We start from the raw sequence: 25553 nt of genomic DNA, 5'->3' as shown, positions 1-25553 counted from the left end.
CTTATATTAGCAAGCATTCTACCCAAAATTTTATGAGCGAAGAAACTAAATATACCGAAGATAATATACGATCCCTCGATTGGAAAGAACATATTCGTATGCGACCTGGTATGTATATTGGTAAACTAGGCGATGGATCTTCTGCGGATGATGGAATCTATATTTTACTAAAAGAGGTACTTGACAATTCTATTGATGAATATGTCATGGGTGCTGGCAAAACCATTGAGATTTCGATCCAAGGCGACAAAGTAATTGTAAGAGATTATGGACGAGGAATTCCATTAGGTAAAGTAGTAGACGTAGTTTCTAAAATGAATACTGGAGGTAAGTATGATTCCAGAGCTTTTAAGAAGTCGGTTGGATTAAACGGAGTTGGTACAAAAGCCGTTAATGCGTTATCAGCTTATTTTAGAGTTGAATCTACTCGTGATGGTAAATCAGCATCTGCAGAATTTGAAAAAGGAAACCTTACCAATCAGGACACTTTAGATGAAACTTCTCGCAGAAGAGGAACAAAAGTCTCTTTTGTACCGGATAATACAATTTTTAAGCATTACAAGTACCGCACAGAATATGTGGCAAAAATGTTAAAGAACTACGTGTATCTTAATCCTGGATTGACTATTATTTTTAATGGAGAGAAATATTTTTCCGAAAATGGTTTAAAAGACCTTCTTTCTGATAATATTAATGAGGACGATCGATTATATCCTATTATTCATCTATTAGGTGATGATATAGAAATTGCCATTACGCATAGCAAAACCCAATATAGCGAAGAATATCATTCTTTCGTAAATGGACAGCATACTACACAAGGAGGAACACATCAGGCTGCTTTTAGAGAAGCAGTGGTAAAAACCATTCGAGAGTTTTATGGCAAAAACTATGAAGCAAGTGATATTCGTAAATCAATTGTTTCTGCAATTAGTATAAAAGTAATGGAACCGGTTTTTGAAAGTCAAACTAAAACCAAATTAGGTTCTACAGAAATGGGAGGAAATCTGCCAACTGTTAGAACCTATATCAATGACTTTGTAAAAACTAAACTTGATAATTTTTTGCACAAAAATTCGATTGTAGCCGAATCACTACAAAGAAAAATACTACAAGCAGAGCGAGAACGTAAGGATTTATCAGGTATTCGTAAATTAGCTCGCGAACGTGCGAAAAAAGCAAGTCTACATAATAAAAAACTTAGGGATTGCCGTGTTCATCTTACAGATAGTAAGAAGGATAGAAACTTGGAGAGTACCTTGTTCATTACCGAGGGTGATTCTGCAAGTGGATCGATTACAAAATCTAGAGATGTAAATACACAAGCTGTTTTTAGCTTACGCGGTAAACCGCTAAATAGCTATAACATGAGTAAAAAGATTGTGTATGAGAATGAGGAGTTTAATTTACTGCAAGCTGCACTTAATATTGAGGAGTCCTTAGAAGATCTTAGGTATAATAACATCGTAATTGCTACAGATGCCGATGTAGACGGAATGCATATTCGTTTGTTATTAATTACATTTTTTCTTCAGTTCTTCCCGGAAGTTATCAAAGAAGGGCATTTGTATATTCTTCAGACACCATTATTTAGAGTTCGTAATAAAAAAGAAACCATTTATTGTTACTCAGAACAAGAGAGAAGAGATGCTATCCAGAAATTGTCAGGAAAGCCTGAAATTACACGATTTAAGGGGCTAGGAGAGATATCTCCGGATGAATTTGTACATTTTATAGGAGATGATATTCGTCTGGATCCTGTAATGTTAGACAAAGAAAAGTCGATAGAAGAATTACTGTCTTTTTATATGGGAAAGAATACGCCGAGTAGACAAGAGTTTATCATAGAAAACTTGAAAGTAGAGCTGGACGTAGTAGAGGATTAATTGTAAGGAATACAAAAAAGTGCCCCGAAAAAAGGTATGGATATAGAAAACGAAAACGAAGAACTACATAATGAGTTAACCCCAGAGGATCATCAGCCTCAGGAAGTGATTACCAAAGTTACCGGAATGTATAAAGACTGGTTTCTGGATTATGCGTCTTACGTAATTCTGGAACGAGCAGTACCGGCTATAGAAGATGGGTTGAAACCTGTACAGCGCCGAATTCTTCATTCTATGAAGGATTTAGATGATGGTAGATATAACAAAGTTGCAAATATTGTAGGACATACCATGCAATATCACCCACATGGTGATGCTAGTATTGCTGATGCGATGGTGCAGATCGGTCAAAGAGATTTGTTGATTGATATGCAAGGGAACTGGGGTAATATACTAACAGGAGATAGAGCTGCGGCATCTAGATATATTGAAGCACGTTTGTCTAAATTTGCTTTGGATGTTGTTTATAATCCAAAAGTAACGGATTGGCAACTATCCTATGATGGTCGAAAAAAAGAACCAATTAATCTTCCTGTAAAATTTCCCTTATTGCTTGCTCAGGGAGCAGAAGGTATTGCAGTAGGATTAAGTACAAAGATTCTTCCGCACAATTTTATTGAGCTAATTGAAGCCTCCATAAAGCACTTACAAGGAAAGCGATTTACAATTTTACCGGATTTTCCAACGGCAGGTATTGCAGATTTTACCAATTACAATGATGGTAATCGAGGAGGAAAGGTTAGGGTGCGTGCAAAGATCTCTCAATTAGACAAGAACACGCTGGTTATAAACGAGATACCTTTTTCTACTACAACTTCTAGTTTAATTGATTCTATCCTTAAAGCCAATGAAAAAGGTAAGATAAAAATCAAAAAAATAGAAGATAATACTGCTGCAGAAGTAGAGATTTTGGTGCACTTGCCAGGCGGTATTTCTCCTGATAAAACAATTGATGCTTTATACGCTTTTACAAATTGCGAGTCATCTATTTCTCCTTTGGGATGTGTAATTGAAGAAAATAGCAGGCCAAATTTTATAGGAGTTTCTGAAATGCTGAGGCGTTCTACAGATCATACTGTAGAATTATTGAAGAAAGAATTAGAGATACAGTTAAACGAATTACAAGAGCAATGGCATTTTGCTTCATTAGAGAGGATTTTTATTGAAAACCGTATCTATCGTGAAATTGAGGAAGAAGAAACCTGGGAAGGTGTAATACAAGCGATTGATAAAGGATTACAGCCTTATATAAAACATTTGAAACGTGCCGTTACCGAAGAGGATATTGTACGTTTGACAGAGATTCGAATAAAAAGAATTTCAAAATTTGATATTGATAAAGCACAGCAGAAGATTGAAGCTTTAGAAGAAGATATAGCTCAGGTAAAACATCATCTGGAACATCTTGTGGAGTATGCTATTTCATATTTCAAGAGATTAAAAGATACCTATGGTAAAGGAAAAGAACGTAAGACGGAAATCAGAATTTTTGATGATATTGAAGCTACTAAAGTTGTCATTAGAAACACAAAACTATATGTAAATAGAGAAGAAGGTTTTGTAGGGACATCACTTCGAAAAGATGAATATGTAACAGATTGTTCTGATATCGATGATATCATTTGTTTTATGGCAGATGGTAAAATGATGATTACAAAAGTAGATGCAAAAACCTTTGTAGGTAAAGATATTATACACGTGGCTGTCTTTAAAAAGAAAGATAAACGCACTATCTACAATATGATTTATCAGGATGGTCGAGGAGGAGCATCTTATGTAAAACGTTTTGCGGTTACAGGTGTCACCAGAGATAAGGAATACGATCTTACACAAGGAAAGAAAAGTTCCAAAGTGACTTATTTTACAGCAAATCCAAACGGAGAAGCAGAAGTAATTACTATTTTCCTTCGTCAAGCCGGAAGCGTCAAAAAATTGAAGTTTGATCTTGATTTTTCTGATTTGTTGATAAAGGGAAGAGGAGTAAAAGGAAATATCGTCACTAAATATAACATCAAAAAAATCGAACTGAAAGAACAAGGGGTCTCTACGTTAAAACCTCGTAAGATATGGTTTGATGACACGGTTAGAAGATTAAATGTTGATGGAAGAGGAGAGTTGCTTGGTGAGTTTAAAGGAGAAGATCGATTGTTGATCATCAATCAAAAAGGGATTGTGAAAACAATTATTCCTGAAATTACTGTTCATTTTGACTCAGACATGGTTGTTCTGGAAAAATGGAAACCGATGAAACCGATCTCTGCTATTTACTGGGATGGAGAAAAAGAGCGTTATTATGTAAAACGATTTTTAGTAGAAAATTCGGATCGTGAAGAGACGATTATTTCTGACCATCAAAAATCATTCTTAGAAATTGTTTCTACAGATCATAGGCCGGTTGCAGAAATAGTGTATAACAAGCTTAGAGGAAAGGATCAGAAGCCAAATGATGAAATAAGTTTAGAAGATTTTATTTCTGTAAAAGGAATTAAGGCGCAAGGAAATCAATTGACTACTGAAAAGGTGAGACAGATAAATTTATTAGAATCTTTACCGTACGAAGAACCCGAAGAATTACCTGTAGAGGAAATAGAGGTTATTGAAGAGCAGGCGGTAACTCCAGACTCAAAAAACAGTACCTCTGGTAATGATATTTCATTAAATAAAGATGTTGAAGATGATGGCAGTGGCGAACAAGCTTCTTTATTCTAAAGTATTGATTAATAGTGTTTAAGACTATATTACCTGAAACAAAAATTCAGGTAAATGTAGCAAAATACAAATGAAAAAAATCCTAGATATTAACTAGGATTTTCTTATTCTTTATAAAACTGTACTGCTACGACTTTTTTACAAACTTGGTTAAAATAACAATGTGTTGGCCACTAACTTTTCCTTCTATATGTTCGGGATTATCGTGTACTAAAGATATGTTACGAACTGCTGTACCCCTTTTAGCAGTAAAATTAGCTCCTTTAACGTTTAGGTCTTTTATCAATACGACATTATCTCCTGCTTGCAGTATAGCACCATTAGAATCCAGATGTTTTATAGTAGTGTTTTCATCTTCACCTTCTCCGGTAGCTTTTGCCCAGCCCAAGATATCATCTTCAAGATATAGCATGTCTAACAAATCCTGAGGCCAACCTTCAGATCGCAATCGGGTAAGCATTCGCCAAGCCATAACCTGTACTCCGGGAATCTGGCTCCACATACTGTCATTAAGACATCGCCAGTGATTGGGATCCATAGTTGACACATCTTCAATCTGTCTTTTACACGTAGCACATAATAATAAACTTGAATCTAATCCTACATTAGGAGATTCGGGTATGTCATATACCGATAGCCCTTCGTTAGCACTGCATAATTCGCATATAGATCCACTACGATCCTGTAATTCTTTTAGTTTGCTCATTTTTAAATAAGTAAGATTGTTTCCTTATAATTTACAATCAACCTGAATGCTAGGTGATTATAAGTAAAAAGGGTGTTACTTAACTTTTTTTGCGGTTCCTCTTTGTTTATTTTTTTTTACTCCTACCAAACCGTATTCAAAAGTATAGGTGTTTTTATCGGTTGTCAAAATTTTCATGTGTATAGCTTTTTCTTCGGCCATGTTTTTTGGATGGAGTTTTTTTACGATATACTCACAGTCGTTAATCCAACGAATACTGGCGGTATCACTTTTACCTTGAAAATAATCAATTTCGATAGAGTCATTACGCACAAATGTAGTTTTAGCAAGTTCGCCGTTCAGGTAAGTTTCAAATTCAAAAGTACCTGTATGAAAATCTACACAGTTTCTTTCTTGTTGATAACAACCAGAAATGAATGCTGAAACAAGCAGTAAAAAACAAAGTCGCTCCATGTAATTTTAATTATGATGGACGAAAATAAATCTATTTCTACAGATTTTACAGGAACCAATAGAAAAGTTGTTAAGATTTCTAATTCTTGTAGACGTCAAAAGTGCCATCTTTATAAAAAAACACAATCTGACTAATATCCTTACTAGTAGAAACAGTATTGATGATTTCTTTTTTTACTTCAGGAATAGTTTCATCTAGAGCACTTGTGATATTCGTTTCGGTTTGAGAAAATAAATCTTGCTCTGTGTCTTCAGCTGTGGACGTTTCAGTAGGAGAAGGGGGCATTGTTTTAATTGGTGAAGGTGTTTCAATATTTGTAGCTTCTTTTTCTGATTTAGGAAAAGTACCTTCACCATATAGTAGCCAATATAATTCAGCCTCTGGATATGCTTCTGTAATCTTCATCACAAAGTCCAAACTAGGTTTGTTTCTTCCGGATAAAATATGAGAAATAGAAGATCGGCCAACGCCCATAGCGTCCGCAAATCCAGACGCCGAAACGTGATAGAATTTCATGATTTCTTGTATTCTTTTTCCGAATGCAGCCGTGTTTACCATTGTAAACGATTTTAAAACGTGAGAGTGGTTACAAAGTTAAACAAATGATTTTAAATAGCGGTTTACAATTGTAATTTAATATAGTTTCTTAATGAATTTTATTAAATAAACACTTTATGTAAATAAGTTTTAGTGATTGAAAATAAGTAAATTATAAATATTTATTTAACTCCTGAAATTATTTGTTAATTAATAAACGACTTTGAATAATTCTAAAGAAGGCAGTGTTTAACTTATTAAACAAATATGATTCTTATAGCGTTTACATATGTAACATTACACTAGTTTACAATTGTAACTACTGTTGTAGTTTACATCCGTAAAAACTGAAATAATTGTTATGAATCTTCGATAAACCGTAGTAATTTAGACGTTTTATTTAGCATATGAATATTAAAAATTTGTCAGGCTGGTTCGATATATATAAAGAACCTTCCCTATCAGGACGTTATATACATCTGGAACATATTCTTCCACTTTTTGATACCTTATCAATTCATGTCGAGATAGAGCTTTTAGGGACATCAGAAAATAATGCTCCTATCCATCTTTTGAAATTAGGTACTGGAAAAAAGAAGTTGTTATTTTGGTCACAAATGCATGGAAATGAAAGTACCACTACAAAAGCTGTATTTGATTTTCTAAATATGCTAATAGATGACACCAATGAGATTTCTCAAGGTATTTTGGCTTCTTGTACTTTATATATCATTCCTATACTAAGCCCCGATGGTGCAAAAGCATATACAAGACTCAATTATAATCAAATTGATCTTAATCGGGATGCACAAAATAAAACTCAGAAAGAAAGTATCTTGCTCAGAGATATTATAGATAGGTTTCAACCGAATTATGCATTTAATTTACACGGACAGCGAACTATTTTTAGCGCCGGAGAAACTAAGTATCCGGCTACAGTCTCATTTTTGTCACCTGCTGGTGATAAAGAACGCACAATTACTCCTTGTCGTAAAATTGCTATGGAGATTATAGCAGAAATGAACACAGTATTGCAACAGGTAATTCCTAATAGCGTAGGAAGATATGATGATGGCTTTAATATCAATTGTATTGGTGATACCCTGTCTGATATGGGAATTCCTACTATATTATTCGAAGCTGGGCATTATAAAGATGATTATGATCGCGAAAAAACCAGAGTTTTTATTTTTTATGCATTGGTGGCAGCTGTAGATTACATTTCAGAAAAAAATATAGTTGGGAATCTTTATGAAAACTACTTTGAAATCCCGGAAAATGGAAAATGTTTTTATGATATAATTATCAGAGATGTTATGTTGGATAAAAAAAATGTAGATATAGCAATTCAATATACCGAAGAATTATCCGAAAATGATATTAAATTCATACCAAAAATTGTTAAAATTGCGGATTTAGGAAATTTTTATGGACACAGAGAAATTATCGGCAATAAAAGAGTGATACAGAACGAAAACGTTACAGTAGAGGTAGTTCCAGATAATGAGATGTTAAAATTCTACCTAAACGATGAATTATTCTCAACAGAATTGAGAAAAAGTTGAAAAAAAATGTATGAAAACATTATTTTTCTGTTATTTTTGCAATGTAAATAATCGGGAAAATTTATTAGAATTACTATGGCAAAATTTAAATTAGACGAAGTAGATCACCAAATTTTAGACATGTTGATTGAAAATACTCGTACTCCTTTTACGGATATTGCAAAAAAATTACTGATTTCTGCAGGTACCGTTCACGTACGTGTAAAGAAAATGGAAGAGGCTGGAATTATCGAAGGTTCTTCTTTAACATTAGACTACAAAAAATTAGGATATTCTTTTATCGCTTATGTAGGTATTTATCTTCAAAACACCTCACAAACCAAGTTTGTACTGCAAAGAATTAGAGAAATACCTTTTGTAACAGTTGCGCATATTACCACAGGAAAATTCAACATTTTCTGTAAGGTAAGAGCAAAAGACACTAATCATGCTAAAGACATTATTTTTCAATTGGATGATATCGATGGTGTATACCGTACAGAGACTATGATTTCTTTAGAAGAAAGTATTAATGATAAGAAACGCTTGATGCATTCTATTTTCCAAGATTTGTAAAGGGCAGTCGTTTTTAAACATATAAACCCTTTAGGAATAGATCTTAGAGGGTTTTTTAATGTGAAATAATTTATTAATCAACCATATTCGTAACCACAATTATGGCAAGACAACCAAAAATAGAGCGTTTTAACCACAACGTTCTTACTAAATATCAGATATACAACAGTATATTTATTACATTACCTTTTGATGAGATTACCAATACCGGAGTTTTACTTCCACTTTTTAAAGAATTCTGTGAAAAAGGGTATGATCAAAAGAAAAACCCTTCAGAAATTGTAGAAAGTTTTTTTAAACTTTATCAGGATAATCCTTCAGACAAAGAAAAGCACGATCTTTTATTTCGATTTATCCAATATATAGAGCGGCAGGTAGTATTGTTTGATGCCATCGAAGATGCTGCTTTTCCTATTGTAAATAATATGGATGGCCGTGGTACGCTAAGAAGTATCAAAGAAGAAGCACAAGCAAAAGGACAGTTAGAAGAATTAAAAGATTATCTAAGAAGGTTTAAAATTAGACCAACCTTAACTGCGCATCCTACGCAGTTTTATCCGGGAACAGTACTCGGAATTATTCATGATCTTGATACTGCGATTCGTGATAATGATTCTCAAAGAATTAAAAGGTTACTTGCTCAGCTTGGTAAAACGGCATTCTTTAAAAAGGAAAAACCCACACCTTATGATGAGGCAGTAAGTTTAATCTGGTATTTAGAAAATGTATTTTATCATTCGGTTGGAACTATTTACAACTACATTCAGCAGAATATCTTTCAAGGTGAGGATTTGGAAAATGATCTGATCAACCTTGGTTTTTGGCCTGGAGGAGACAGGGATGGTAATCCTTTTGTAACGACAGAAACAACATTAAAAGTTGCCAAAAGACTTCGTAAAACAGTTCTGATCAACTATTATAGGGATATGCGTAAACTAAAACGCAGAATAACTTTCGGAAACCTTCAGGATAAGTTGGGTGTTTTAGAAGAAGCTTTATACGATAATTTTTATTACGCTAAAACGGCAGAACCTTTGTCCATTGAAAAGTTGATGAATGGTTTATTAGAAGTAAGAGAAGAATTGATCAGTAAGCATCAATCCCTATTTTTAGAAGAATTACAGGATTTAATCAATAAAGTAAAGATTTTTGGATTCCATTTCGGGACGTTAGATATCCGACAAGATTCTAGAGTACATCATAGTGTGCTTACCGAAATTGTAAAAAAAACTACTGAGTTAGGACTAGGCTTCTTTCCGGATAATTATCAATCCTTATCAGAACAAGAGCAGATACAGGTTTTATCTAATGTTACCGGAAAATTGAATCCGTCTGTACTAGACGATGACATGGCAAGAGCGACCATAGAGTCTATATATGCTATACAGACCATACAACAAAATAATGGAGAGCGCGGTGCGAATCGTTATATAATCAGTAACAACGGAAGTGTACTAAATGTAATGGAAACTTTTGCCATGATCAGATTGAGCGATTGGGAGCATCCATCAGTAGATGTGATTCCATTATTCGAGACTGTACCCGATCTTCGTGTCGCACATCAGGTGATGGAAGCATTGTATAGTAATCCTGTTTATATGGAACATCTAAAACGTCGTGGAATGAAGCAAACGATTATGCTTGGTTTCTCTGATGGTACCAAAGACGGAGGATATTTGATGGCAAACTGGGGAATCTTTAAAGCTAAAGAAGCCTTGACTGAAATTTCCAGAAAATACGATGTAAAAGTTATATTCTTTGATGGTCGTGGTGGACCACCGGCCAGAGGAGGAGGAAACACCAATCAATTCTATGCTTCGCTTGGACCAACCGTAGAAGATGAACAAATACAGATAACCGTTCAGGGGCAAACGATAAGTTCTAATTTCGGAACGCTGGATTCTTGTCAGTATAACTTAGAACAATTACTTGGTGCGGGTGTAGAAAATCAGTTGACAGCAAATGAAGCCAATCTTTTTTCTAAAGAGAATAAAGAAACGATGCAGGAATTGGCTGATATCAGTTATCAAACCTATGTAGACTTTAAGAACCATCCTAAGTTTTTACCTTATTTGGAGCATATGAGTACGCTGAAGTATTATGGAAAAGCAAATATCGGTAGCCGTCCTTCTAAACGAAGTAAAAGTAGCAGTTTGGATTTTGGAGACTTGCGAGCTATACCTTTTGTAGGTAGTTGGAGTCAGTTAAAACAAAATGTTCCAGGATTTTATGGAGTAGGTACCGCTTTAAAAACGTATGAAGATAGAGGAGAGTTTGATAAAATTACTGCATTGTATAAAGAATCTGCTTTCTTCAGAGCTTTGGTTGGTAATAGTATGATGAGTTTAACCAAGTCATTCTTCCAACTAACGGCGTATATGAAAGATGATCCGGAATACGGAGCTTTTTGGAATATCATCCACGATGAGTACGAATTAACCAAACGTTTGATATTGAAGTTAACCGGATACTCAAAATTGATGGAAAACGAACCTGCAGGTAAGGCATCGATAGATATTAGAGAAAACATTGTTTTGCCATTACTTACGATTCAGCAATATGCCTTAAAGAAAATTCAGGATATTACCCGATCAGGTAAGGATTCAGAAGACTTAGAAATCTATGAAAAAATGGTCACCCGTTCGTTATTTGGTAATATCAATGCCAGTCGTAACTCGGCATAGTAAAAAATAATTTTAAAACCAAAACCACAGTTAGTATTGCTGTGGTTTTTTTGTTTGATTAATTTTAGTTTCCTTTAACAGTAAATCCTTGCAGCGGTTGCTTTAATCGTTTGTAAAGAGTTGGTTAATGATAAAATATAATTGCCTTTTGTAACTATACTAACACGTTAGTGGTAATTAGAACGGAATGAAAAAAGAAATAATAAATAGAATCTTAGATTTAGGGGGAACTTTTAAAGAAGGGCTGACACTACAAGAATGTATAGAAGGGATAGAATTTAATCATCCCTTATATCCCCAAGAACTTTGGGGGCACGAATTGTATGGAGTCGAGGAATTTTATGATAAAAAAAAAGACCTTTATAAACAGGATAAAGATAGATTTTACAAAAGTTTGATTTCTCATTTTTTTTCTGACCACGAAATACCATATGGACAAACTTTTTACAGGAAAAGATTATTTACTCCATTAACTGAGGGTACAAATGATTATGAAGAATGGAGTGCGGATTTTGAAGATGAAGAAATGACCAACCTGACCGAGGTCAAAAAGGTTATAGGGAATGGAAAATTGGAGTTTATGGAAATAGCATTCTCATATAGTTTTCCTGACGGATATTATATTTGTTTATCTGATCCTAATCCAGAAAACCCAACTGTTTTTGGAACCGACCACGAAGTTTATTTCGAAGAAATCACAAATGAAGGAACACTTGAAGATTTTCTAAGTAAATTTTATACAAAAAAGGAATTCCTTGAATTGGTTAAAAATTATATTGAGAAAGAAAAAAATAGTCATTAATTCTGTATAACAAATCATTACCGCCTATTGCTTGCAACGATTGCTATACTAACCGTTATGCGTAATCATGCTTCGCCCCAAATTAATTCGTGATCAAACCATTTCATCTAAACATATACAGCCTTATCATTTATTTTGTAGATGAGATAGTATATTTATTTATATTGTACAGTATATGAAATTATGGAAAGAAATAAATCAATATGTAAGTAAGAGCGATCTTTTCTTATTTCTAGGTTTTTACTTTTTTTCAACTATCATATATTATACGGCAAGCTGGATTTCCTGGGGTGGTTTTAAACCTGGTCACCCGCCTTATTTTCATTTAGAAGAATTTTTTGCTTCTGGAGGAGCGCAATTTTTTATCAGTTTTTTGGTAACGATTCCCATTTGGTATATCACTTCCATTACATTAAGAAAATATAACCTTAGGATACAGCTGTTATCACATTTGGTTTTTTTACCACTATACATTGCAATATGTTATTTTTTGTTACTTTGGGTAACAAAAATATTTGGTTGGGCCATGTATTGGGGAGGTTATAAAGTAATCTGGACACTCTATACTTTTATGCTTTTTTATTTTGTGCAATTTGGATTCATACACGCATATGGATATTTCAAGAGATTCAAAAAAGAAGAAAAGGAAAAAGCTATTCTTAGAGAGATTACCTTAAAAAGTGAAATTACTGCCTTAAAGTCTCAACTAAACCCGCATTTCTTGCATAATTTATTTAACTCTATTAACGCGACCATACCGCCAGAAAATGAAAGAACTAGAGAATTGATTATACAATTGTCTGATCTTTTTAGATATCAGAATTATGCATCTCAAAATGAATCTGTTACCATTAAAGAAGAGATGGACTTTATAAAAAGTTACTTAGAGTTAATGCAGATAAGACTAAAGGAACGGTTGAACTTCTCTTTTGAAGTACCAGAGAAGGTATATAATCTTAAAATCGCACCAATGCTATTGCAGCCTTTGGTTGAGAATGCGGTTAATCACGGTATTGCTGCAAAAGTTGAACCTTCAAGATTGATAATAAAAATTGAAGAAGTAGATGGTTTTTTAAACTTTTCCATAGAAGATACTGGAATTGGTATTATAAATAAAGATACTATTTTCTCTAAGGGATTGGGATTATTAAATACCAAAATGAGACTTGACAAAATTTATAATTCTGAATTAAAGATAGAAGACAACATACCTTCAGGAACTAAAATCTCATTTGCCATTTGAAAACAATAATAATTATAGATGATGAAGAAGATGCAAGAGATTTATTAAAGCAATATATTTCTGCTCATAAAGAGCTTGCAATTATAGGCGAAGCAACTAATGGTAATGATGCGGTTAATTTGATAAATCAATTGAAGCCTGATACTATTTTTCTTGATATACAGATGCCTGGTCTTAATGGTTTTGAAGTGCTTACTAAGTTAGAAGAAATACCAGAAGTCATATTTTCTACGGCTTATGACCAGTATGCTATAAAAGCATTTGAGGTACATGCCATTGATTACCTACTTAAACCTTATGGTAAAAAACGTTTTGACAATGCACTCAACAGAATATTTAATAATCAAGAAAGTGTAATTCCCTTGACAGAAGCGCTTCTTCAAAAAGAAGCTAATTTTCCATCCAAAGTAATTCTTCACAAAGGGACAAGAAAGTTAATGGTGAACGTCTCGGATTTATGGTATGCAGAAGCGTTTGGCGATTACACTAAAGTGTTCACCAAAAACTCAGTATTTCTCTCTATAAAAGGAATTTCCCAACTTAAAGACATGTTTAATCCAAAGGTTTTTTTACGGATACATCGTTCATATTTTGTAAATATGAATGCTATCATAGAATTGAAGAAAGTAGATAGATATCACTACGTCATTTTAAATAACGGAAAAAATCTTAGGGTTAGTGATACTTATTTACCAGAAATAAAAAGCATCGTACTTTAACGATTTCATCGGTTTATTTTCAGGCCTATCGACTTTAAAATACGCAGACTGTCTTTCTTGAATATCTTTAAGATAAGAAACGTATTACTATGAAAAACATATTGAGAATACTAGTAACAATAGTTGCTTTATTAGTTTTTAATCAATCAGTCCATTCCCAAATTCAAGAACCGTTAAAGGTTTCTAAAGAATCAGAAGTCGATATGAAAACCTATACAGGTATCATATCAGAACAGTATGCTAATGGAAGTCCATCGCTTTGGAAGACTTTAGTTAATGGGAAAACTGAAGGATTATGGTTAGAATGGTATCCTAATGGGGTTTTGCGGTACAGAGCCTACTGGAAAAATAGTTTAGGAAATGGGCGATGGGAATATTTTTATCCAAATGGACAGTTGCGCTCCGAGAGTTTTTATATTGATGATATAACTCAAGGAATTTTTAAAACTTATTATGAAAATGGTCAGCTAAAATATGACGCTACCTATATTAATGGTAAAAAAGATGGTGTTGAATTCACGTATGATCCAAAAGGTATTTTGCTTTCGCGAAAGCGTTACGAAAATGGAATACAGCGCATTGATGAACCACTGATATTTCAAGAAGGGCTTATATCTGAGCAGAATAGCAATGAATGGGGTATTAATTTTATGCCAGATGGTGAAACAGCTTATTTCACCAGAAGAGATATGAAAACCGGCCAAAAACGCATATATAGTACTAATAAAACTAAGAAAGGATGGAGCAAACCAATAATTGCAGCATTCTCAATAGATGAGGATGAAGCTCCTTTTATAAATAGTGATGCCAGTGAACTCTATTTTGCATCATATAGGCCTCTGCCAGATGGAAGTACTACACAAAAAATGGATATGAATATTTGGGTGATGAACAAGAGTTATAATGGTTGGTCAAAGCCCAAGCCATTGTCTAATACAATAAATAAATCTATGGCAAAAGGTAACGTATGGCCTGCAAACTATGAAGCAGGACCTATTACCGATAAAGATGGTAATCTTTATTACTGGACAAAAGGGGTTAATAATGATAGAACCAATCTCTACTTTTCTATTTTAAAAAGTGATGGAACCTATGGCAAACCTCAAGAATTAATTCCACCGTCAAGCCCCATCAATTATGATACTTCACCACAATTTTCACCAGATGGGAATATTTTATTTTTCGGTTCTGACAATAGATATGATGGTTATGGAGGATCAGATATCTATTATTCTGTAAAAAAAGGAGATGTTTGGTCAATACCCAAAAACTTAGGACCAGTGGTTAATTCATCCCAATCTGAAGGATCTCCTAGTTTTTCACCAGATGGGAAGTACTTCTATTTTAGTAGTAATCGAGGAGATATGAAAGATGCTAATGGTGAGAGAATATGGAATCTATACTATATGGAATCAAAGTATTTAATGATTAATAAATAAAAAAATGAAAAGATTAATATTGCTAATATATCTAACTCATTTTATGAGTTGCGCACAAAATGATAACATTACATTACCTCCTCAATCAGAGATGGTTTCAATGAATGATGCAAATGTAAAATATGGAACTCGGTATGGTCAACAATATTTTGCAAATGGAAATAAAGAACCCTATACGGGTTGGTTATGCGCAAGGTACGATAATGGAGAATTAGAAGCTGTTCAGCAATTTAAAAACGGTGTAGGCAACGGTATTTGGATTAATTATAACCCCGATGGAAGCAAAGATTCTCAAGGCACTTATGTAAATAACAAAACGGAAGGTCCGGCAAAGCTATTCTATGAAGATGGGAGTGTTAAAGCTGAAGGTAAATACATTCATTTAAAAAGAAAAGTAGGTTGGTGGACTTTTTATGACCGAGATGGAAATATAGTGAGCAAACGCTATTTTACCAGGTAACTAATTATAATTTTTAGTAAAAACAAACTTCGTTTTTAAGGAGGCAGGATAACCTTGACGTCAAGTAATAAAGAATGGATTATCATGTTTATCTGCGGTGTTTTTTTAAATTTACTAACACTCTATGCAATAAGAACTACTCATGCATAAATGCAATGATCTGTGTGTTTCTTAGATATAACTGTGTTGTTGAGAATTCATTGTTAAAATAAAAAAAGAAAAGTAAACTGTTTAATATTATTTTGCACTAATTCCAAAAACGTTTAACTTGTTGTGCCAATAAAAAGCACTATGGAAATACACAAGGTAAACCTACAGTCAAAATTAAAAACCTTCAACGAATATTGGACACCTAAGATCGTCGGATCACTTAATAATCAGTTGGTTAAAATAGCAAAATTCAACGGAGAATTTGTAATGCACAAACACGAACAGGAAGATGAGCTATTCTATGTCATAGAGGGTAAATTATTTATTGAATTAATCGATAAAACCTTAGAGTTGAATTCAGGCGAATTTGTAATAATTCCAAAAGGAGTGGAGCACAAACCGTATGCACCAGAGGAAGTTAGCGTGATGTTATTTGAACCGGCCTCTACCTTAAATACCGGAAACACAGAAAATGAATTGACCGTTTCTAAACTAGACAAAATTTAATTTTTAGGAATGATACGGTTTGCGCACACAAATATTGTAAGTGTCAATTGGAAAGATCTTGTAGATTTTTATGTAAAAACTTTCCATTGTAAAATTGTTCCGCCAATTAGAAATCAATCCGGAGAATGGCTCGACAACGGAACTGGATTGAAAAATGCCAAATTGGAAGGTGCTCACCTTTTACTTCCTGGATATGGAGAAAATGGCCCAACACTGGAAATTTACCAATATAATCAAGTAGAAAATCAGGAGTTTATATTACCAAACAAAAGAGGTTTTGGTCATATTGCATTTGAAGTAGATAGTGTTGATGAGATGCTTCAAACTTTGAAAGAAAATGGAGGTACAACACTTGGAGAAATCACAAAAAGAGGAATAGATAAAGTAGGAGAAATCACTTTTGTATACGCTAGAGACCCTGAGGGAAATTTGATTGAGTTACAAAGTTGGGATACATCTGCTATTCACTTGTAAAGGCATAAAATATAATTAACCAAGTCATTCCATTTATAAGGTATACTATCTTATTGAAGCATTTAAGAAAAAAGCGAAAACGATAGAAAATAAATCTAAAATTAAGGTAACATTTTGAGCCATTAAGATACATATACTAAAAGATAGTATTGGTAGATTAAGAATAATCATTTTAAGAATGAAATCGAGCAGATGAAATTATTGTCAGTATGTAAGTTAAAATAATTATTGAATGGTATGGATATGAAGGATTTCTGTATAATTCTAATTTATCTATATTTGTGGCGTTTTTAAAAAATCAAAGGGAAATAATTAAATGTTAAATTGGTAAAAAGCGAGCTTAAGTTTTTGTGTAAAATTCATTTTATATTAAAGGTTAACTACTGTTTTTTTAAATCCATCACACTAAAAAATGAAAGAAAAAATAAAAAACACTGTAATTTTTACCATATGTATATGCTCTATTCTAATAATTTCTTGCAGTACCGATAATAACACAACCACAGATGAAAGTTCAATTGATATTATTAATCCTACGGTTTTAATAACGAATCCTGTGAACGAATCTATTCAAGCAAGCAATTTTGACATCATTGTTGAAGCAGAAGATAATAACTCAATTGAAAAAGTGGACCTATTTGTAAACAATGTTGTTGTTGGGTTTGACTCTGATTCTCCTTATGAATTTTCTATTGATATTACTTCTTATACTTCAGGGAGTTATTCTATAAAAGCTATTGCTTATGATGTTAGTGGTAATATGTCAGAAAATGAAATATCCGTTATAATATCAAAGCCAAGTATAGATAAGCCTTTAGGTTTAACCGCAAGTAAGGGAGACTACGGAAATAAGATAGAGCTCAATTGGGTTACTGTTCCTAATGCTAATAACTATCAAATATTAAGGTTAGAAGAATCGTCTAATGAATATCTTATAATCGGTGAGACATCAGAGAATATTTTTGAAGATATTGACATTCAGAATCCTTTAACTAAATATTTTTATAAGGTTAGAGTATATAATTCTGCTACAGAGTTTAGTGAGTTAAGTGACAATGATTATGGTTATTCGAATGGGGATAATTATGACGTGTTATCATCTTTTGGAAGTGAAGGAACTAATAATGGTCAATTCTTATTTAATGAGCATGTTAATATAGATGATTCTGACAATATTTACATTACTGATACAAACGGAAATAAGATTGAAAAGTTTGATAGTAATGGAACATTTATTGAAAGATTTCAATCAATAAATTCACCAAGAGGTATTGAATTTTTAAGTGAAGGAAAAGTTGTTCTAACGAAGTCTTCAGAAAACAAGGTTTCCATAATAGATCAGAACAATAACATACTCAACGAATGGGGTGAACAAGGTAACGCTTCAGGTCAATTTTTCTACTTCAGACAAATAACTTCTGATCCTCAGGAAAATATTTATATTGTTGACCATAATAACCATAGAGTGCAAAAATTTGATAATCAAGGTAGTTTTCTGTCGGAATGGGGACAAAATGGAATGAATGATGGAGAATTTATAAACCCTTGGGGTATTGCTATTTTAAATGATAGAGTAATCGTTTCAGATCAAAATGGTGTCCAAATTTTTGATCTACAAGGAAGTTTTATTAATAAAATAACCATTCCAAATGTGAATAATATTTATGATATTGCGGTTGATGGAGATAATGTTTTTCTTGCTTGTGAAAATGTAATTCTTAAGACATCAATAGACTTCGATGTGATTGAGCGTATAAAAGAAGGTTTATTTACAGCTGCGACAGGAGTGGCAATAAACTCTGAAAAAGAAATAATTGTTAGTGATACATATACCAGAATCGTTACAATCCTAAAAGAAAACTAGTTATTGTTTATAAATTGCCCTGTTGTTAGCAATTATTGTAAATTATCAATAATGAAAAATGTTCTCTATTTAATTATTATATTTTTAGTAATATCCTGTAATCGCAAGCCAGAAACTTTTAAATATTTTGATAGAGAAAAAGGAGTGTATGTCTTGGACACATTACCTTATAATAGTATAAGAGACTATCCAAAGATTAGAAGATGCAAAAATCCTGATTTCTTAATCAAGGGAATTGTTGAAGCAAATTTTGTTTATGAAAGTGCTATTGGGATTGGGGGTATATATCCAAAACAATATGCCCGATTTGAACGCTTAACTGAGTTGTTAGACGAAATACAAATGTTTGAATTGATAAAACACGAAAATCCAATTGTAAGGGTTTATGCGTATAAAGGTCTTTCAGTAAAAAAGTCAAAGCTTATTGACAAAGCAGAGAAAATATTGGAAAGAGATACTGCCCAATTTAACTACCAAACGGGTTGTCTAATCTGGACCAATAAAGTTTCTGAATATATCACACCCAAAGAATAATCAGAGTATGATTTTTTTAATTTGTATTTTTATTTAAAATCAAATTAATCAACATATACTGAATCAATGACCGAAATCACATTTGAATACTGGAATAAACTCGCAGACCAAACCATTACAGTCAGTTCATTGCTTGGAGGGTTTTCGATAGCGGTAATTGCAAATCTTTTAGTATCCGAGATGAATACCAGATTGTTTAAAAAAATTATGATTGCGTCTACCTTGGCAGCTTGTTTCTTTTTGGTTACTGTGTTTGCTATGACCAATCTTCTTATGAAGACGACCGTCGGGTATCCTTTTAAAGTTGTGGAAGATGATTTGTTACTTCCACGAGTCGCTGGAGTTATCGGCTTTTTTATGGGAATTATATCATTGATTACGATGATTTCTTTAGCAGGTTGGACTAAATCTAAGAAAATGGGAATCTTTACCACAGTGATAGGTTTTTTAACCTTGGTATTCATACTGATTATGTTAACTTAATGTTTTAGAATAAAGAAAAACTTCAAAAAAATGTGGAAAAACTATTTAGAAGAGAGAGAAACAGAACGTTTATTAATTCGGCCACTTGTTAAGGATGATGATGAAATGTGGCGAGAGTTTATTATGGATGAAGTTGCTACAAAGTATTTTCCTGATGATTGGAAAATGAAACCGGAAAAATCTATGGAATGGATTGATTTTCAGTTAAAAAGATATGAGGACAATCGTTATGGTTTACAAGCATTAGTTGAAAAAAAATCAGGCAATTTGATAGGACAGTGCGGTCTTTTGTTGCAAAATGTAGATGGAAGAAATGAGATAGAAATCGGGTATCATCTAATTTCTAGATATTGGGGTAATGGATATGCAATAGAAGCGGCTAGTGAATTTAAAAAAATAGCCTTTGAAAACAATGTAGCTACGTCCATCATTTCTATTATTGACATAGAAAACGTTCCTTCTCAAAAAGTTGCTGAAAGAAATGGAATGACCAGGGCAACCAGAACAAAGTATTTAGATATGGATGTTTACATATACAGAGTACAATACAAAGACTACAAGAATACCTCTGTCAGTTAAACAATGAAATGGTAGAGCTATCTTATATAAAAAAGAAAGATAGATACTCGATAGTAGTTTTTTTTGCTGAATATAAAAATTCTCTTTCAATTCGATAAATGCTATAGTTTCTGAACAGGTTTAGTATCTTTTCATAAATTAGTGGTCCATGAACTTATAGCAATACTAAAAAGAAAATCACTCACAACCCTTAAAAAGATGATAATGAATAGAATACTAATAATCCTCCTTCTTTCAATATTTTCAATGAGCTTGTTCTCTCAGGATATTACTGGAGATTGGATGGGAAAAGTAACTATAAACACGATGAAATTAGATGTTGCTTTCCATATTGAGAAAATGGCTGATAATTATGCGCTAACGATGGATATTCCACTGCAAGGGTTGAGTGGCGTTAAAGCAGAAAGTGCGACCTTGATAGATTCTATACTCACCATATCATTTCCTGATTTGAAATTAGAATATAAAGGAAACCTTAGTGAAAATGGTGAAATTATTGGAAGTTTTATGCAAAGAGGGAATCCAATTCCCTTAAACCTGAAAAAAGGAACCATTAAACTTAATAGACCTCAAGAACCCAAACCGCCATTTAGTTATTATTCAGAAGAGATAACGTTTATGAATGTTGCTGATACCCTAAAGTTGGCAGGAACTTTAACGCTTCCCAAAAAAGACGGTAAATTTCCGGTAGTTATTATCGTTAGTGGTAGCGGTCCTCAAAATAGAGATGGTGAAATGATGGGGCATAAACCTTATTTTTTAATTGCAGATCAATTAACTAGAAATGGAATTGGAGTATTACGTTTTGATGAGAGAGGTGTCGGAGCATCAGAGGGCGATTTTAATACCGTTACGATCGCGGTTTCGTCCTCTGACGTTAAATCAGCAGTGGATTACCTAAAAACCAGAAAGGAAATCGATGCTTCTAAAATTGGTTTAATTGGCCACAGTATCGGTGGAATTGTAGCTCCTAAGGTTGCTTCTGAAACTGAAAATATTAGTTTTCTAGTACTTCTGGCGGCTCCGGGAGTTAATGGAGATATCTTAATGTTATCGCAAAAAGCTGCTATTGAAAAAACAATGGGTTTAAATGAAATGCAAATTGCTCAAGGTCAGGAATTAGTAAAAGGAGCGTATGATATCATTAAGAATTCTAAGTTGGATAATACATCCCTAAAAGATAGTATCAATTCATTTTATAGTAATAAATACGGTAAAATGTTCCCTGAAAATCAAAGAAAAATGCTGGTAGCGCAAATTACTAGTTTCGAAGTTGCAAGTTTAATACAATCGAAGCCTTCAGAATATTTAGAGAAAATAGACGTACCTGTTTTAGCAATGAACGGTGACAAGGATTTGCAAGTTCCCGCAGACGAAAATCTAATGGTTATTAAAAACTCACTAACAAAAGGCAGTAATGATAGCGTAAAGATTATGAAATTAGAAAATCTAAATCATCTGTTTCAGGAATGTAAAACAGGAGCGATGAGTGAATACTCAGAAATTGAACAAACATTTTCGCCTACTGCATTAGATGTGATTACTAGCTGGATACAAGAACAAACCAAATAATAGTTTCTATGATAAAGTTTTCATGAATTTAAAAATCTAAAAGTGACATATGATGAGGTAATAACAAGGCTTAAAAAGCTGCAGGATCCTGAAAAAGTAATCTTTAGAGAAAAGAAATTCGGAATTGTATCTAATAATTCTTTGGGAATATATCATAAAGATTTAAAAGTAATTGCTAAAGAAATTGGAAAAGATAACCAACTCGCTTTAAAACTTTTCGATAGTGATATTTATGAAGGTCGTCTTTTATGCAGTAAGATCTTCGATCCAAAAGATGTTACTGAAGAATTAATGGAAAAATGGGTCAAAACCTTTGAAAACTGGGAGATTTGCGATAGCTTTTGTATGGGATTGTTTGCCAGAAGTAAATTTGCATTAGCCAAAATCATAGATTGGACAGAAAGAAAACCTGAGTTCGAAAAACGAGCAGGTTTTGCTACCATGGCAGCCTATTGTATGGCGGATAAAAAATCAGATAATGATTTATTTGTTCAGTTTTTTCCAATGATCTTAAGAGAAGCTACCGACGAAAGGTTATATGTAAAAAAAGCTGTAAACTGGGCATTACGGAATATTGGCAAGCGCAATATTGATTTAAAACAAATAGCGATTAAGGTTGCTAATGATTTGTTAGCAATTGATAATTCCGCTGCAAAATGGATCGCGAAAGATGCATTAAAAGAACTGCAAAAAGAGAGTGTAAGGATATCAGATTACCCCAGAAACATATATAGACCTAAATAATTTCGTGGTATGAAGGGTAGGATCAATATATGAAAACCAGAAATTGGAACAATATCTACTTAAACAACTAGATTATGAAATAGTATTATTTCAACTGGACTATTCTTGTATATTTGTTTTAATTTTTTTGATACAGTAGATCTCATTTTGCATTAATAAATAGTAGTACCATAAACTATATCGTCTTAAATATAATAGTGCTTTTTGGAGCAATTCAAGGGTTTACATTATGTCTTTATTTACTTTCTAAAAGAAGAGAAAATAAAGCGGCTTTTAATTATTACCTGTTGTTCTTGTTCTCCTTGTCCTTTTATAATTTTAGATACGCGCTATTGTATATGGATGTCAATTCAATAGGATTTATTCCTTTGGGGTCTTTTCCTTTTCCCTATAAGTATCTAATTGGTGTTGGATTTTATTTTTATATCAAAAATCAAATAGAAAAAAGGGCAAATGTTATTTCTTCTATTGAATATATGCTGTTTCTTCCAGCGGTGCTATATGGAGTATTAAGAACATATTGGTATGTGATGCTTCATAGTGGTATTGATAAAGATATCTTTTGGCGAGTGTATCAAACAGGATTTTTCTTGTACAATGATTTTGCTTACTTGATCTTCAATCTACTTATTATGATGAAGGTTCTAGGGTTTATAAGGAACCATAAAGAAATGATTAAAGGTTCTGTATCAACTCGTAAAAACTGGGAATGGTTGTCAAAATTTTCTAAAATGTTTATTGTTGTTATCATTCTTAATTTATTCCATCAGATTATCGCTGTTCTTTTTAATCTTGAAGATAGCAGAGAGTTTTATTACGTAATATTAGTTTTAAATTCTGTGTATATATATTGGATTGGTTTCATTGGTTTTACAAAATCGAATTTATTATTTAAAACCTTTCATCTCAAAGAGCAAAAAGAACAAGAGCCAGATCGTTTATTAAAAAATAAAATAGAGCACTATATGAAGAATGAAGAAGTCTTTACTAATCAAAATCTTAAGGTTTCGGATTTGGCTTCTCTATTATCTATGCCAGAAAAAGAACTATCCTTATACATTCACGATACCTATCACATGTCTTTTACCGATTTTATAAATACCTATAGAATTGAAAAGGTGAAATCATTGTTAGTTTCTTCTGAACAGGAAAAATTTACGTTGTTGGCGATTGCAGAAAAATCTGGTTTCAGTTCTAAATCCTCGTTTAATGCAGTATTCAAAAAAATAACGGGTTCAACTCCCACTCAGTATAAGGCAAATCATAAAAACTAATATGTCCAGTATTTATTTTCTGGACATTATCACGTTGTTTTCGAAGTTGTTTTTCTATAAAAGCCCATAGTTTTGAAATCATAAAATTTTAAAACTATACTTATGAAAAGATTACTTTTAAGTTTGATTATTAGTGTTTCTGTATTTTCTTCAAGAATCTACAGTCAGCAGAAAGTAGCATCGGTGCAAGACAGTATTAACGTGTTCTATGATCAATTCTTTGAACAATTAGAAGCTAATTATTTGTATCGAAAAAATGTTGATTGGAATCAAATAAAGCCGGATATAAAAAAAGAAGCACTAAAAAGTAGAACCTTTGAACAGTCGCTAGAGGTATGTTCAAAGCTTTTCGATACCATAAAAGGAGATCATTTACTCCTCTTTTCTGAAAAAGGAGTATATCAAAGCAATCTCAAAAGACAAATTACACAAGAAGATTTGCATAAAAGCCTACTGGAAGCATATGCAAAAGAACCAAAATTTGAGGTAAAATTAATCAATGATCATTATGGGTATGTTTTTATTCCGGGAATGCTTTTGCTTAATGCAACGCAAGAAGAGTTAAATGAAAATGCTCAGAAAATATACGATTCTATCATAAAATTAGACAAAGCACAAAAAATAAAAGGATGGATCATTGATTTACGATTGAATATAGGAGGGAACTCTAATGTTATGCTGGCTGGGTTGTACCATTTAATTGGTGATAACACAGTTTCCTTGTATTTGGATGCAGACAAAAATGTAAAAAATCGTTCAGGTTTAGACAAGGGGATCTACTATGAAAATCAAAAAATTCAAGCAGAGGTAAAGACAAACGCTAAAGCAAAAGCAAATATTCCGGTAGCATTAATTACTGGTGTTATGACAGCAAGCGCTGGAGAATTTGTTGCCTTAGGTTTTAGAGGAAGAAAAAATACCGTGATTATAGGTGAAGAAAGTTATGGGTTGACCACAGCTAACGATTTGTTTGAATTACCATATAAAACAAAAGCAGCAATTACACTCAGTTATGGAACCGATAGATCTGCCATATTCACAAAAACCATTAAACCGAAAATTGAAATTATTAAAGAAGCTAATTTTCAGGATTTAACTAAAGACAAAAATATTATCGAGGCCATTAAATTTATAGATGCAGAGCAGTAAAAAGTGTAGATATAATTAATTTAGGGATTTGTTGACGGCGGTTTAAGTATTGATTAGTTAATGTATATTTGATATAACTAATAACATATTAACTAATCAACTCTTTTAAAATCAACGACATGAAACTTAAATACATATTTCTTTTATTAGCAATCCTGGGGCTTTGCTACACCTGGTATTTTAATATTCAGTTTTATTTAACGGCAGAAGATACTTCTTTACTTAACTATATTGCACAAACAAAAACTACGTTTCCTGCGAAATCATTTAATGCAGATTTATTAGTGGTAGTATTTACCTTTTTTGTTTGGTATATACCGGAGGCTATTAAGCTAAAAATGAAACACTGGTGGATATTTATTCCCTTAACGTTTATGGTAGCTATTGCATTTGCATTTCCATTGTTTTTATATTTTCGAGCGCGTAAGTTGGAGAAACAAAACGCAAACAGTTAATTTGGGATA

The 25553-nt window shown here is 32.8% G+C and carries 24 protein-coding genes; 21 read left to right on the top strand and 3 right to left on the bottom strand.

Going from position 1 to position 25553, the window contains the following annotated elements:
* Positions 1-32 precede the first annotated feature (32 nt).
* Complete coding sequence (locus ACFSR1_RS07760) at positions 33-1886, top strand: DNA topoisomerase IV subunit B (protein WP_378291268.1); 1854 nt, start codon at positions 33-35, stop codon at positions 1884-1886.
* A 36-nt stretch (positions 1887-1922) separates the two neighbouring features.
* Positions 1923-4595 carry a DNA gyrase/topoisomerase IV subunit A gene (locus ACFSR1_RS07755; RefSeq protein WP_378291266.1) on the top strand — a complete coding sequence of 891 codons (2673 nt, stop codon included), beginning with the start codon at positions 1923-1925 and terminating at the stop codon, positions 4593-4595.
* Between the two features lie 127 nt (positions 4596-4722).
* Here the strand turns inward: ACFSR1_RS07755 and ACFSR1_RS07750 are convergent, their stop codons facing one another.
* The 3 genes from ACFSR1_RS07750 to ACFSR1_RS07740 form a co-directional block, all read right to left on the bottom strand.
* Complete coding sequence (locus tag ACFSR1_RS07750; RefSeq protein ID WP_378291264.1) at positions 4723-5301, bottom strand: PhnA domain-containing protein; 579 nt, start codon at positions 5299-5301, stop codon at positions 4723-4725.
* 75 nt (positions 5302-5376) lie between these two features.
* Positions 5377-5754: a DNA topoisomerase IV gene (locus ACFSR1_RS07745; RefSeq protein WP_378291262.1), complete on the bottom strand. Its 378-nt coding sequence runs from the start codon at positions 5752-5754 to the stop codon at positions 5377-5379.
* Between the two features lie 79 nt (positions 5755-5833).
* Positions 5834-6313 carry a helix-turn-helix domain-containing protein gene (locus ACFSR1_RS07740; protein ID WP_378291260.1) on the bottom strand — a complete coding sequence of 160 codons (480 nt, stop codon included), beginning with the start codon at positions 6311-6313 and terminating at the stop codon, positions 5834-5836.
* A gap of 386 nt (positions 6314-6699) precedes the next feature.
* Here ACFSR1_RS07740 and ACFSR1_RS07735 point away from each other — a divergent pair, with 386 nt between their 5' ends.
* From ACFSR1_RS07735 to ACFSR1_RS07645, 19 genes are all read left to right on the top strand, one after another.
* Positions 6700-7857, top strand: coding sequence for a M14 family zinc carboxypeptidase (locus tag ACFSR1_RS07735; protein WP_378291259.1), 1158 nt, complete (start codon positions 6700-6702; stop codon positions 7855-7857).
* Positions 7858-7932: 75 nt separating this feature from the next.
* Positions 7933-8412: an Lrp/AsnC family transcriptional regulator gene (locus tag ACFSR1_RS07730; RefSeq protein ID WP_299601986.1), complete on the top strand. Its 480-nt coding sequence runs from the start codon at positions 7933-7935 to the stop codon at positions 8410-8412.
* Positions 8413-8513: 101 nt separating this feature from the next.
* Positions 8514-11096, top strand: coding sequence for a phosphoenolpyruvate carboxylase (locus tag ACFSR1_RS07725; RefSeq protein ID WP_378291257.1), 2583 nt, complete (start codon positions 8514-8516; stop codon positions 11094-11096).
* A 187-nt stretch (positions 11097-11283) separates the two neighbouring features.
* On the top strand, positions 11284-11898 hold the full coding sequence (locus tag ACFSR1_RS07720; protein WP_378291255.1) for a hypothetical protein: 615 nt from the start codon (positions 11284-11286) through the stop codon (positions 11896-11898).
* 175 nt (positions 11899-12073) lie between these two features.
* Positions 12074-13141: a sensor histidine kinase gene (locus tag ACFSR1_RS07715; protein ID WP_378291253.1), complete on the top strand. Its 1068-nt coding sequence runs from the start codon at positions 12074-12076 to the stop codon at positions 13139-13141.
* The gene (locus ACFSR1_RS07710; RefSeq protein WP_378291251.1) at positions 13138-13860 is read left to right on the top strand and encodes a LytR/AlgR family response regulator transcription factor; all 723 of its coding nucleotides are present in this window, start codon (positions 13138-13140) and stop codon (positions 13858-13860) included. The genes ACFSR1_RS07715 and ACFSR1_RS07710 overlap by 4 nt, the downstream gene beginning before the upstream one ends.
* An 89-nt stretch (positions 13861-13949) precedes the next feature.
* A complete protein-coding gene (locus tag ACFSR1_RS07705; protein ID WP_378291249.1) occupies positions 13950-15299 on the top strand; it encodes a hypothetical protein in 1350 nt (449 codons plus the stop codon).
* A gap of 4 nt (positions 15300-15303) precedes the next feature.
* Positions 15304-15759, top strand: a complete 456-nt coding sequence (locus ACFSR1_RS07700; protein WP_378291247.1) for a toxin-antitoxin system YwqK family antitoxin — start codon at positions 15304-15306, stop codon at positions 15757-15759.
* Between the two features lie 291 nt (positions 15760-16050).
* Complete coding sequence (locus ACFSR1_RS07695; RefSeq protein WP_378291245.1) at positions 16051-16416, top strand: cupin domain-containing protein; 366 nt, start codon at positions 16051-16053, stop codon at positions 16414-16416.
* A gap of 9 nt (positions 16417-16425) precedes the next feature.
* Positions 16426-16890, top strand: a complete 465-nt coding sequence (locus ACFSR1_RS07690) for a VOC family protein (RefSeq protein WP_378291243.1) — start codon at positions 16426-16428, stop codon at positions 16888-16890.
* A gap of 412 nt (positions 16891-17302) precedes the next feature.
* On the top strand, positions 17303-18754 hold the full coding sequence (locus ACFSR1_RS07685) for an Ig-like domain-containing protein (protein ID WP_378291241.1): 1452 nt from the start codon (positions 17303-17305) through the stop codon (positions 18752-18754).
* A 51-nt stretch (positions 18755-18805) separates the two neighbouring features.
* Positions 18806-19288 carry a hypothetical protein gene (locus tag ACFSR1_RS07680; protein ID WP_378291239.1) on the top strand — a complete coding sequence of 161 codons (483 nt, stop codon included), beginning with the start codon at positions 18806-18808 and terminating at the stop codon, positions 19286-19288.
* A 66-nt stretch (positions 19289-19354) separates the two neighbouring features.
* Positions 19355-19771, top strand: a complete 417-nt coding sequence (locus tag ACFSR1_RS07675; RefSeq protein WP_378291237.1) for a hypothetical protein — start codon at positions 19355-19357, stop codon at positions 19769-19771.
* Between the two features lie 30 nt (positions 19772-19801).
* Positions 19802-20350: a GNAT family N-acetyltransferase gene (locus tag ACFSR1_RS07670; RefSeq protein ID WP_378291236.1), complete on the top strand. Its 549-nt coding sequence runs from the start codon at positions 19802-19804 to the stop codon at positions 20348-20350.
* A gap of 204 nt (positions 20351-20554) precedes the next feature.
* Positions 20555-21922, top strand: coding sequence for an alpha/beta hydrolase family protein (locus ACFSR1_RS07665; RefSeq protein ID WP_378291234.1), 1368 nt, complete (start codon positions 20555-20557; stop codon positions 21920-21922).
* 42 nt (positions 21923-21964) lie between these two features.
* The gene (locus ACFSR1_RS07660; RefSeq protein ID WP_378291232.1) at positions 21965-22666 is read left to right on the top strand and encodes a DNA alkylation repair protein; all 702 of its coding nucleotides are present in this window, start codon (positions 21965-21967) and stop codon (positions 22664-22666) included.
* A 338-nt stretch (positions 22667-23004) separates the two neighbouring features.
* Positions 23005-23940, top strand: coding sequence for a helix-turn-helix domain-containing protein (locus ACFSR1_RS07655; protein WP_378291230.1), 936 nt, complete (start codon positions 23005-23007; stop codon positions 23938-23940).
* Positions 23941-24042: 102 nt separating this feature from the next.
* A complete protein-coding gene (locus ACFSR1_RS07650; RefSeq protein ID WP_378291228.1) occupies positions 24043-25089 on the top strand; it encodes a S41 family peptidase in 1047 nt (348 codons plus the stop codon).
* Positions 25090-25208: 119 nt separating this feature from the next.
* Positions 25209-25544, top strand: a complete 336-nt coding sequence (locus ACFSR1_RS07645) for a DUF2834 domain-containing protein (protein WP_378291226.1) — start codon at positions 25209-25211, stop codon at positions 25542-25544.
* Positions 25545-25553 lie beyond the last annotated feature (9 nt).

The sequence above is a fragment of the Aquimarina rubra genome (assembly GCF_042684305.1).
GTDB lineage: Bacteria > Bacteroidota > Bacteroidia > Flavobacteriales > Flavobacteriaceae > Aquimarina > Aquimarina rubra.
The sequence above is the reverse complement of the archived record's forward strand: the minus strand, read 5'-3'. Positions and strand labels throughout refer to the sequence as shown.